The sequence below is a fragment of the Pseudomonas sp. B8(2017) genome, from assembly GCF_002113575.1.
GTDB classification, from domain to species: Bacteria; Pseudomonadota; Gammaproteobacteria; order Pseudomonadales; family Pseudomonadaceae; genus Aquipseudomonas; species Aquipseudomonas putida_Z.
Map to the genome: position 1 here is coordinate 66103 of NZ_NEIO01000025.1, position 11466 is coordinate 77568.

The 11466-nt window shown below is 63.9% G+C and carries 9 protein-coding genes; 6 read left to right on the forward strand and 3 right to left on the reverse strand.

Annotation, left to right across the window (positions count from 1 at the left end; genetic code table 11):
- Positions 1-26 precede the first annotated feature (26 nt).
- Positions 27-1700: a DNA repair protein RecN gene (gene recN / locus CAG22_RS24610; RefSeq protein ID WP_025340710.1), complete on the forward strand. Its 1674-nt coding sequence runs from the start codon at positions 27-29 to the stop codon at positions 1698-1700.
- Between the two features lie 192 nt (positions 1701-1892).
- Here recN and fur read toward each other — a convergent pair whose 3' ends face one another.
- Complete coding sequence (gene fur, locus CAG22_RS24615; protein WP_012274258.1) at positions 1893-2297, reverse strand: ferric iron uptake transcriptional regulator; 405 nt, start codon at positions 2295-2297, stop codon at positions 1893-1895.
- Between the two features lie 97 nt (positions 2298-2394).
- Here fur and CAG22_RS24620 point away from each other — a divergent pair, with 97 nt between their 5' ends.
- Positions 2395-2928 (forward strand): outer membrane protein assembly factor BamE, encoded by a 534-nt coding sequence (locus CAG22_RS24620; RefSeq protein WP_025340711.1) that lies wholly within the window; start codon positions 2395-2397, stop codon positions 2926-2928.
- Between the two features lie 61 nt (positions 2929-2989).
- Here the strand turns inward: CAG22_RS24620 and CAG22_RS24625 are convergent, their stop codons facing one another.
- Positions 2990-3424, reverse strand: a complete 435-nt coding sequence (locus CAG22_RS24625) for a type II toxin-antitoxin system RatA family toxin (protein WP_025340712.1) — start codon at positions 3422-3424, stop codon at positions 2990-2992.
- Positions 3425-3586: 162 nt separating this feature from the next.
- Between CAG22_RS24625 and smpB the strand changes: the two genes are divergently transcribed.
- Positions 3587-4069, forward strand: coding sequence for an SsrA-binding protein SmpB (gene smpB, locus CAG22_RS24630; RefSeq protein ID WP_013974300.1), 483 nt, complete (start codon positions 3587-3589; stop codon positions 4067-4069).
- 126 nt (positions 4070-4195) lie between these two features.
- On the opposite strand, the gene CAG22_RS24635 is transcribed toward smpB, so the two are convergent.
- Entirely contained in the window at positions 4196-4963 is a 768-nt protein-coding gene (locus tag CAG22_RS24635; protein WP_013974301.1) for an FCD domain-containing protein, read from the reverse strand.
- A 256-nt stretch (positions 4964-5219) separates the two neighbouring features.
- Between CAG22_RS24635 and CAG22_RS24640 the strand changes: the two genes are divergently transcribed.
- From CAG22_RS24640 to CAG22_RS24650, 3 genes are all read left to right on the forward strand, one after another.
- Positions 5220-6890, forward strand: a complete 1671-nt coding sequence (locus CAG22_RS24640; protein WP_015271872.1) for a lactate permease LctP family transporter — start codon at positions 5220-5222, stop codon at positions 6888-6890.
- 63 nt (positions 6891-6953) lie between these two features.
- Positions 6954-8099 carry an FMN-dependent L-lactate dehydrogenase LldD gene (lldD, locus tag CAG22_RS24645; protein ID WP_025340713.1) on the forward strand — a complete coding sequence of 382 codons (1146 nt, stop codon included), beginning with the start codon at positions 6954-6956 and terminating at the stop codon, positions 8097-8099.
- Positions 8100-8174: 75 nt separating this feature from the next.
- Positions 8175-10985: an FAD-binding and (Fe-S)-binding domain-containing protein gene (locus CAG22_RS24650; RefSeq protein WP_085706353.1), complete on the forward strand. Its 2811-nt coding sequence runs from the start codon at positions 8175-8177 to the stop codon at positions 10983-10985.
- The last annotated feature ends 481 nt before the right edge of the window (positions 10986-11466 follow it).

Genomic DNA, 11466 nt, shown 5'->3' on the forward strand with positions numbered 1-11466 from the left:
CAGACCTGACTTCCGGGAGCCGCCCCATGCTGGTGCACCTGTCCATTCACAACTACGCCATCGTCGAGCACCTCGACCTCGAAATCGCCCGCGGCATGTCCGTCATCACCGGCGAGACCGGTGCCGGCAAGTCGATCATGCTCGACGCCCTCGGCCTGGCACTGGGCGACCGGGCCGACAGCGGCGTGGTGCGCCCTGGCACGGACAAGGCAGACATCCTCGCCACCTTCGATCTGGTGGACATTCCCGAGGCGCATGCCTGGCTGGCCGAGCGCGACCTGGACAACGACGGCCTGTGCATCCTGCGCCGGGTGATCACCGCCGAAGGCCGCAGCCGCGGCTACATCAATGGCACGCCCTGCCCGCTCGGCGACCTCAAGGCGCTGGGCGAGTTGCTGATCGATATCCACAGCCAGCACGAGCACCAGTCACTACTCAAGACCGACACCCACCGCCGCCTGCTCGACGAGTACGCCGGCGCCGTCGACCTGGCCCGCCAGGTACAGCTGGCGGCCAAGCGCTGGAACCAGACCCGCCTGGAACTGGAGCGCCTGTCCAACTCCGGCGACGAGCAGCGCGCCCGCCATCAGCTGCTGAGCTATCAGCTGGAGGAACTCGACAACCTCGGCCTGGGCGAACACGAGCTGGAGCAGTTGGAACAGGAACACAAGAACCTGACCAGCGCCGAAGCCCTGTTCGGCATCTGCCGCCAAGTCATCGACCAGTGCAGCGAGAGCGATTCGGGCAATGTGCTCAGCGCCCTCACCTCCAGCCTCAACCGCCTGGGTGCCGCCACCAATTCGCCAAAGGCACTGGGGGAAGCAGCCAACCTGATCGCCAGTGCGCAGATCCAGGTCGAGGAAGCCGTGGGCGAGCTCAACCGTTTTCTCGACAACTTCGACGCCGACCCCATGCGCCTGCAGGCACTGGAAGAACGCCTCGACACTATCTATACGCTGGCGCGCAAACACCGCGTGCACCCCACCGAACTGCCCCACCTGCAACAGCAGCTGATGGAAGAGCTGGAGGGCCTGAACGCCAGTGACGAGTCGATCGAGCGGTTGGGTGAAGAGCTTGCCGCCTTCGCCCAGCACTATAAAGAGAAGGCTCGCGAGCTCAGCGCACTACGCCAACAAGCTGCCCAGCAGCTGGCAGTGGCCGTCGAGCAGGAGATCCAACGCCTGGGCATGCCCGGCGGGCGCTTCTGCATCGCACTTACCCCCAATGAGGGAGCAGACCTTTCGCCTCATGGCCTGGAGCAGATCGAGCTACTGGTCAGCGCCAACCCTGGCCAACCGCTCAAGGGCCTGGCCAAGGTGGCTTCAGGTGGCGAACTGTCCCGCATCAGCCTGGCGATCCAGGTGATTACCGCGCAGACCTCACGCATTCCAACCCTGGTGTTCGACGAAGTCGACGTCGGTATCGGCGGGCCTACTGCCGAAATCGTCGGCCAACTGCTGCGCCGCCTGGGCGAACGCGGCCAAGTTCTGACCGTAACCCACCTGCCGCAGGTGGCGGCACAAGGGCATCACCACCTGTTCGTGCACAAGGTGCGCAACAGCGACACCACCCACACCGCCGTGGCCAACCTGGGCAAACGTGAGCGAGTGGAGGAAGTGGCGCGGATGCTGGGCGGCATAGACCTGACCAAGGAATCCCTGGCGCATGCGCGCAAGATGGTGGTAAGCGGCAAGGCCTGAACCCTTCTTTTTCAGGCCCATTCGCGGGCACGCCCGCTCCCACAGGTACGCCACAGATTTCAGATCCTGTGATCATCCTGTGGGAGCGGGCGTGCCCGCGAAGAGGCCAGCACCGACAACACATCTTCCAGCCCCAGAAAGCACAAAGGCGACCCGAAGGTCGCCTTTGCCATTCATAACGATAAAAAATCGTTACTTCTTTTTACGCACATACAGGACCAGATTGTGGTCCACCAGCTCGTAGCCATGCTCGGCCACGATTTCGCGCTGGCGTTTCTCGATCTCGGCATCCATGAACTCGATGACTTCACTGGTGTCCACGTTGACCATATGGTCGTGGTGACCGCCATCGGCCAGTTCGAACACCGCATGACCGCCGTCGAAGTTGTGGCGAACCACCAGACCCGCCGCTTCGAACTGGGTCAGTACGCGGTAGACGGTGGCCAGGCCCACGTCCTCGCCAGCCTCCATCAGCGCCTTGTAGACATCCTCGGCGCTCATGTGACGCTGCTCGGTGGAGTCGAGCATCTGAAGGATCTTGACTCGAGGCAGGGTCACCTTGAGACCGGCTTTGCGCAATTCGCTATTTTCAACCATGGTCAGCTTTCTCGCCGATGCTGCTTCGCAGCTTCTCTTAATACGGGTATGATCGGGGTTTACGTTGTCCAGCCAAGATAGTGGAAGTCGCCCACCGATGCAAAACACCAAGCTCTTGCTAACCAGCCTCACCCTAGTGGGACTGCTCGCACTCGCCGGTTGCTCGTTTCCCGGGGTTTACAAAATCGACATCCAGCAGGGCAATGTCGTTACGCAAGACATGATAGACCAATTGCGCCCCGGAATGACCCGCCGGCAAGTAAGGTTTATCATGGGTAACCCGCTGATCCAGGACACCTTCAACACCAACCGTTGGGATTACCTGTACAGCCTGCAGCCAGGCGGCGGCAAACGCCAGCAAGAACGCATGAGCGTGTTCTTCAACGAAAGCGACCAGTTGGTCAGTCTTTCTGGCGACTTCATGCCAGGCGTCAGCCGCGACCAGGAAATCCTCGGTGGCAGCAGCGATACCACGGTCAGCCCGGCCAACCAGCCAGAGCAGCCAACCGTGCAGCCTGAAGAAAAACCGGCCAAGCCAGGCTCGGTGGAAGAATCCATCCAGCGCGAGATCGACACCATCGAGACCACCCCGGTCCCGACTCCGGCTCCGCTGGAAACCTCGCCTCAATAAGCGGCGAGCAGATACAAAAAAGCCCGGACCTGGTCCGGGCTTTTTGTTGCCACCCTTTCAGTCAGGCATTCAGCTGCTTGGCACGCTGGCAGAACGCATCCACCAGCGTATTGGCCGCCTGGTTGAACAGCGGGCCCAGGGTCGCGCGCACCAGCGGGCCGGCATAATCGAACGACAGGTCCAGGCTGATCTTGCAGGCCTTGTCACCTAATGGCTTGAACACCCACAGGCCATGCAGCTGAGTGAACGGCCCCTCTTCCAGGTTCATCTCGATGGACTGCCCCGGCACCAGTACGTTGCGCGTGACGAAGTGCTGGCTCATGCCGCCCTTGGCAACATCGAGCTTGGCGCGCATGTGCGTGTCGCTGGCTTCGATCACCGTCGAGGCCGAGCACCAAGGCAGGAACTGCGGATAGCTGGCCACATCGTTGACCAGATCGTAAAGCGCCTGGGCGGGGTATGGCAGCAGGGCGGAGCGTTGAATATGGGTAGTCATCCAGGCATCACTTCCAAGGCTGGGTGGCGGCGCTTCGCAGCGTGCCGAAAACAGGTTCTGTCGCAAAGACAGGGGCTGTATTGTCCGGTATTCATTGCAGTGGCTCAAGCACACCGAAATCCCATAGCCGACGACGCGGCGACTGCCTATAATGCCGCCCCTATGGCTAAACAAAAGAAACATCCGACCGGGACCATCGCGCAGAACAAGAAGGCGCGACACGATTACTTCATCGAACACAAGTTCGAGGCCGGGCTGGTCCTGTCCGGCTGGGAAGTAAAAAGCCTGCGAGCCGGCAAGGCGCACCTGACTGACAGCTACGTGCTGCTGAAGGACGGTGAGGCCTGGCTGTTCGGCAGCCACATCACCCCGCTGACCACGGCCAGCACCCACGTCATAGCCGACCCCATCCGCACTCGCAAGCTGCTGCTGAACAAGCGCGAGCTCGAGCGCCTGGAAGCGGCCGTGGCGCAAAAGGGCTACACCTGCGTGGCCCTGGCGCTGTACTGGAGCAAGCACCTGATCAAGTGCGAAATCGCACTGGGCAAGGGCAAGAAGGAATTCGACAAGCGCGACACCATGCGCGAGCGCGATTCCAACCGCGAGCTGCAGCGGGCTGTGCGGAACAAGGGCAAGGAAGAGTAATACCTCTTCTTTAGCCTGTTCCGGCCTCTTCGCGGGCTCGCCCGCTCCCACAGGTATCGCGCCGCCTTCAGGTCCGGCGCATATCCTGTGGGAGCGGGCAAGCCCGCGAAGAATCCAACACCGATCTCAACGCCCGCTGCGCCGCTCCGCACGCGCCACTCGCTGCGCTTCTTCGTGCGCCTCTTCCAGCACCTCCTGCACATACAGAATGTGCCGGCTGGACACTTCCCGCGCATCCTCCGCCCTGCCCTCGACTATCGCCAGGTACAGTTCCCGGTGCTGGCTGATCAGCATGTCCCGGGTCTCGGTCCGTTGCTGGTACATGCCGCCGATGTTGGTCACCACGTTGCGCTTGAGCAGGTCGAACAAGCCCCGAATGGTGTGCAGCAGCACGGCATTATGGCTGGCCTCGGCAATCGCCAGGTGGAAGCGCGCATCGGCCGCACCTTCCTCCGCCCGGGTCACTTCGTCGGCCCTGGCATAGCAGTCCTGCAGCGCATCGAACGCCGCCTTCAGCCGCGCCCGGTCCGGCTGGGTCGCGCGCTGGGCCGCGTAGTAGGCGCAGGAAGCCTCCAGGGTATGGCGGAATTCGAGCAGGTCACGCTGCGCCTCGGCACTGTGCTCGAGCAGCTGCAGCAACGGGTCGCTGAAAGTGGACCCCAGGGACTCGGCGACAAAATTGCCCCCACCCTGGCGACTGACCAGCAGCCCCTTGGCCACCAGCTTCTGGATCGCCTCACGCAGTGACGGGCGGGACACGCCGAACTGCTCGGCAAGGACGCGCTCGGCCGGCAGCCGCTGCCCCGAGGTCAGCGTGCCTTCCAGAATCATCCCTTCCAACCGATCGACAATGTCGTCGGACAGGCGCCGTTGGCGGACCTGATCAAAAACCATCACATGCTCTCCACAAACCCCCGGCAGATTTCAGGGGGCGCCTATTCTCGCCGATCCAGATCGTGCAAACACCCACCAGGCGACGATTTTCCCTGCCCACCAGGCGCCCGCTCATCGGCACGCGACCAAAGTTTTGCACGGGACAAATTGACACACCCACGAAGACGCTTTTAACCTAGCGCCCAGCCATTGTAAATTGGTCTTACCAATTATCCAATGCCAGTGCCTGACCAACAACAATTAGGGGCCACCCCATATGCAAACCTGGCAACAAATCTATAGTCCGCTTGGTAGTCTTGGCCTGTCCGCACTGGCGGCGGTCATTCCCATCGTCTTCTTCTTCCTAGCCCTCGCCGTATTCCGCCTCAAAGGCCACGTGGCCGGCAGCATCACCCTCGCATTGTCGATCCTGGTGGCGATCTTCGCCTTCCAGATGCCTGTCGACATGGCATTCGCCGCTGCGGGTTATGGCTTCCTCTACGGCCTCTGGCCGATTGCCTGGATCATCGTTGCCGCGGTGTTCCTGTACAAACTCACGGTCAAGAGCGGCCAATTCGAAGTGATCCGCAGCTCGGTGCTGTCGATTACCGATGACCAGCGCCTGCAAGTGCTGCTGATCGGCTTCTGCTTCGGTGCCTTCCTGGAAGGTGCGGCAGGCTTTGGCGCACCGGTGGCAATCACTGCCGCGCTGCTGGTGGGCCTGGGCTTCAACCCGCTGTACGCCGCCGGCCTGTGCCTGATCGCCAACACCGCGCCAGTGGCCTTCGGCGCCCTAGGCATCCCGATCATCGTGGCCGGCCAGGTCACCGGCATCGACGCCTTCCACATCGGCGCCATGACCGGTCGCCAGCTGCCGCTGCTGTCGCTGTTCGTGCCGTTCTGGCTGGTATTCATGATGGACGGCCTGCGTGGCGTGAAGGAAACCTGGCCTGCTGCCCTGGTCGCCGGCCTGAGCTTCGCCGTCACCCAGTACTTCACCTCGAACTTCATCGGCCCGGAGCTGCCGGACATCACCTCGGCCCTTGCCAGCCTGATCGCCCTGACCCTGTTCCTGAAAGTCTGGCAGCCCAAGCGTTCGTTCGCCGAAGCCAAAGGCAGCGTCGGCGCCGCCGTGGTTCAGCCAAGCGGCAGCCAGCCAAGCCCCTACAGCTTTGGCGAGATCTTCAAAGCCTGGTCGCCGTTCCTGATCCTCACCGTGCTGGTCACCATCTGGACCCTGAAACCGTTCAAGGCGGCCTTCGCCCCGGGCGGCGCGATGTACAACTTCGTGTTCAACTTCGCCATCCCGCACCTCGACCAACTGGTGATCAAGACCGCCCCGATCGTCGCCGCGCCAACCGCCATGCCAGCGGTGTTCAAGCTCGACCCGATCTCTGCCACCGGCACCGCGATCTTCCTCTCGGCGCTGATCTCCATGGCAGTGCTGAAGATCAACTTCAAAACTGGTCTGACCACTTTCAAGGAAACTTTCTGGGAGCTGCGCTGGCCAATCCTGTCGATCGGCATGGTGCTGGCCTTCGCCTTCGTCACCAACTACTCGGGCATGTCCTCGACCATGGCCCTGGTGCTGGCCGGTACCGGTGCCGCGTTCCCGTTCTTCTCGCCGTTCCTCGGCTGGCTGGGTGTGTTCCTGACCGGTTCCGACACCTCGTCCAACGCCCTGTTCAGCTCGCTGCAGGCCACCACCGCGCACCAGATCGGGGTCAACGACACTCTGCTGGTAGCGGCCAACACCAGCGGCGGCGTGACCGGCAAGATGATCTCGCCGCAGTCGATCGCCGTGGCCTGCGCCGCCACCGGCCTGGTTGGCAAGGAGTCCGACCTGTTCCGCTTCACCGTCAAGCACAGCCTGTTCTTCGCCACCATCGTCGGCCTGATCACCCTGATCCAGGCCTACTGGCTGACCGGCATGCTGGTTCATCACTAAAGTGAAAGGGGCCGGGCGCCATCGCGCGCCCGGCAATCCCCACACGCAACGCTGCGAGAATCCATGATCATTTCCGCCTCTACCGACTATCGCGCCGCGGCCCAACGCAAGCTGCCTCCCTTCCTGTTTCACTATGCCGACGGCGGCGCCTACGCCGAGCACACCCTGCGCCACAACGTATCGGACCTGGCCAGCATTGCCCTGCGTCAGCGCGTGCTGAAGAACATGTCCGAGCTCAGCCTTCAGACCAGACTGTTCGACGAAACCCTGAGCATGCCGGTGGCCCTGGCCCCGGTCGGCCTCACCGGCATGTACGCCCGCCGTGGTGAAGTGCAGGCGGCGCGCGCAGCGGCTGCCCACGGTATTCCGTTCACCATGTCCACGGTGTCGGTGTGCCCGATCGAAGAAGTGGCCCCCGCCATCGACCGGCCGATGTGGTTCCAGCTGTACGTGCTCAAGGACCGCGGCTTCATGCGCAACGCCCTGGAGCGGGCCAAGGCCGCCGGGGTAAAGACCCTGGTGTTCACCGTCGACATGCCGACACCCGGCGCCCGCTACCGCGACGCCCACTCTGGCATGAGCGGCAAGAACGGCCCGCTGCGCCGTGTGCTGCAAGCCATGACCCACCCCGAGTGGGCATGGGATGTCGGCGTGATGGGGCGCCCGCACGACCTGGGCAACATTTCCACCTACCGTGGCAACCCCACCGGCCTTGCCGACTACATCGGCTGGCTGGCCAACAACTTCGACCCTTCGATCTCCTGGAAAGACCTGGAGTGGATCCGCGAGTTCTGGGACGGCCCGATGATCATCAAGGGCATCCTCGATGCCGATGACGCCCGCGATGCGGTCAGGTTCGGTGCCGACGGCATCGTCGTGTCCAACCACGGCGGCCGCCAGCTCGACGGCGTGCTGTCCAGCGCCCGCGCCCTGCCGGCAATTGCCGATGCGGTCAAAGGTGACCTTAAGATCCTCGCCGACTCCGGCATCCGCAGCGGCCTCGACGTGGTGCGCATGATCGCCCTGGGCGCCGATACCGTACTGATCGGCCGCGCCTTCCTCTACGCCCTTGCCGTGCACGGCCAGGCCGGGGTAAAGAACCTGCTGGAGCTGTTCGAGAAGGAAATGCGCGTAGCGATGGTGCTGACCGGCGCCAAGTCGATCAGCGAAATCACCCGCGACTCGCTGGTACGCGAACTGGGCGCCTGAACGCCCGCAAGAACGACCGCCTGATTGACCCGGGGCATGTGGCGCACAGACGCCACGGCCCCGCGAGGAGACTGCATGAGCCTGCCCGCCGCGTTCCTGCGTGATGCCGAGCGCCTGATCCCCGCCGAACGCCGCTTCGACGACCCCACCTCCACCCTGGCCTTCGGCACCGACGCCAGCTTTTACCGACTGATCCCCAAGCTGGTGGTGCGCGTCGAGTCCGAAGACGAAGTGGTCGGCCTGATCAAACTGGCCCAGCGCGAGCGGGTGCCGGTCACCTTCCGCGCCGCCGGCACCAGCCTGTCCGGCCAGGCCATCAGCGACTCGGTGCTGATCGTGCTGGGCGATAACTGGAACGGCCGTGAAATCCGCGGCCAAGGCGAGCAGATCCGCCTGCAGCCCGGCGTCATCGGCGCCCAGGCCAATGCCTGGCTGGCCCCCTTCGGGCGCAAGATCGGCCCCGACCCGGCCTCGATCAACGCCTGCAAGATCGGCGGCATCGTCGCCAACAACGCCAGCGGCATGTGCTGCGGCACCGCGCAGAATACCTACCACACCCTGGCCGGCCTGCGCCTGGTGCTGGCCGACGGCACGCGCCTGGACAGCGAAGACCCGGCCAGCGTCGCCGCGTTCGAGGCCAGCCACGCCGACCTGCTGGAAGCACTGGCCCGCCTGGGCCGCGAGACCCGCGCCAACACTGCACTCGCCGAGCGCATCCGGCACAAATACCGGCTGAAGAACACCACCGGCCTGTCGCTGAACGCACTGGTGGACTACGACCAACCGCTGGATATCCTGCAGCACCTGCTGGTCGGTTCCGAAGGCACCCTGGGCTTCATCAGTGCCGTCACCTACGACACCGTGCCCGACCACCCGCACAAGGCCAGCGCGCTGCTGGTGTTCCCCAGCGTGGAAAGCTGCTGCCGCGCGGTGACCGTACTCAAGCGCCAGCCGGTCTCGGCCGTGGAGCTGCTCGACCGCCGCAGCCTGCGCTCGGTGCAGAACATGCCCGGCATGCCGCTGTGGGTAAAAGGCCTGTCGGACAATGCCTGCGCCCTTCTGATCGAGTCCCGCGCCGCCAGCCAGAGCCTGCTGCATGAACAGCTGCAACAGGTGATGGCCTCGATCGCCGACTTCCCGCTGGAACAGCAGGTGGACTTCAGCGAAGACCCGGCCGTGTACAACCAGCTGTGGAAAATCCGCAAGGACACCTTCCCCGCCGTCGGCGCCGTGCGCCAGACCGGCACCACCGTCATCATCGAAGACGTCACCTTCCCCATCGAGCGACTGGCCGAAGGCGTCAACCGCCTGATCCAGCTGTTCGACAAGCACCGCTACGACGAAGCGATCATTTTCGGCCATGCCCTGGAAGGCAACCTGCACTTCGTCTTCACCCAAGGCTTCAACAGTGCCGAGGAAGTCGCCCGCTACCAGGCCTTCATGGACGATGTGGCGCAACTGGTGGCGGTGGAGTTCGGCGGCTCGCTCAAGGCCGAGCACGGCACCGGGCGCAACATGGCACCGTTCGTGGAGCTGGAATGGGGCCATGACGCCTACCAACTGATGTGGAAGCTGAAGCGCCTGCTCGACCCCAACGGCATCCTCAACCCCGACGTGGTGCTGAGCGAAGACCCGGATATCCACCTGAAGAACCTCAAGCCGCTGCCCGCTGCCGACGAGATCGTCGACAAGTGCATCGAGTGCGGCTTCTGCGAACCGGTGTGCCCGTCCAAAGGCCTGACCCTCAGCCCGCGCCAACGCATCGTCATGTGGCGTGACATCCAGGCCAAACAGCGCGCCGGCATCGACACCCGCGAACTGCGCCAGACCTACCAGTACCAGGGTATCGACACCTGTGCCGCCACCGGCCTGTGCGCCCAGCGCTGCCCGGTCGGCATCAACACCGGCGAACTGGTGAAGAAACTGCGTAGCCAGGCCGCCGAGCACGAAAAAACCGCCGGCTGGCTGGCCGAACACTTCCACACTGCCCTGGGCGGCGCGCGCCTGACCCTGACCGCCGCCAACACCGCACGCAAGCTGCTCGGCGCCCCACGCCTGGGCCGCCTGAGCGCCTCGCTGAACAAAGCCAGCAAAGGCCGCCTGCCACAGTGGACCCCGGCGATGCCACAACCCCTGCGCCCACTGGACTTCGGCCCGGCCAGCAACGATGCCCGCCCTCGCGTGGTGTACCTGGCCGCCTGCGTCTCGCGGGTGATGGGCCCGGCCTATGCCGACCGCGAGCAGAGTTCGCTGCTGGACAAGACCCGCGCCCTGCTGGAAAAGGCCGGTTACCAGGTGGTGTTCCCCGACAACGCCGACAGCCTGTGCTGCGGCCAGCCGTTCGCCTCCAAGGGCTACCCCGAGCAGGCCGAACACAAACGCCAGGAACTGATTGCCGCCCTGCTGCACGCAAGCCGCGGCGGCCTCGACCCGATCTACTGCGACACCAGCCCCTGCACCCTGCGCCTGGTGCAGGACCTGAACGACACCCGGCTGGACCTGTACGACCCGGTGCGCTTCATCCGCACCCACCTGCTCGAGCGCCTGGAGTTCACCCCCCAGGACGAACCAGTGGCTGTGCATGTGACCTGCAGCACCCAGCACCTGGGCGAAAGCCAGGCGCTGATCGACCTGGCACGGCGTTGCAGCAAACAGGTGGTGATCCCGGAGGGCATACACTGCTGCGGCTTTGCCGGTGACAAAGGCTTCACCACCCCCGAGCTCAACGCCCACTCGCTGCGCAGCCTGAAGGATGCGGTGCAGTATTGCAGCGAAGGCATTTCCACCAGCCGCACCTGCGAGATCGGCCTGTCCAGCCATAGCGGCATCGACTACCACGGGCTGGTCTACCTGGTAGACCGCGTCACCCGGCCGCGTAGCATCTGACCGTTTAACGCAAAACCTGATAGCTGCCGCAATTCCTGTGGGAGCGGGCAAGCCCGCGAACACCGGCGCAGCCGGTGCCATACACCGCGCAGCCTGCTTCGCGGGCACGCCCGCTCCCACAGATACTGCACCGGCTTTGGGCCCACGCTGTACCTGTACACCGGCATTGGCCTGACCGTTTAACGCAAAATCTGATAGCTGCCGCAATCCCTGTGGGAGCGGGCAAGCCCGCGAACACCGGCGCAGCCGGTGCCATACAACGCGCAGCCTGCTTCGCGGGCACGCCCGCTCCCACAGGTACCGCGCCGGCTTTGGGCCCACGCTGTACCTGTACACCGGCATTGGCCTGTCCGTTTAACGCAAAACCTGATAGCTGCCGCAATCCCTGTGGGAGATTCTATGGTTGTGGGCAATGCTTTTTGCCCCCTTTGCTCATGTATTCGCCTTGAGTCTTCATCAAGGCGAATGCAATTCTGGCCAG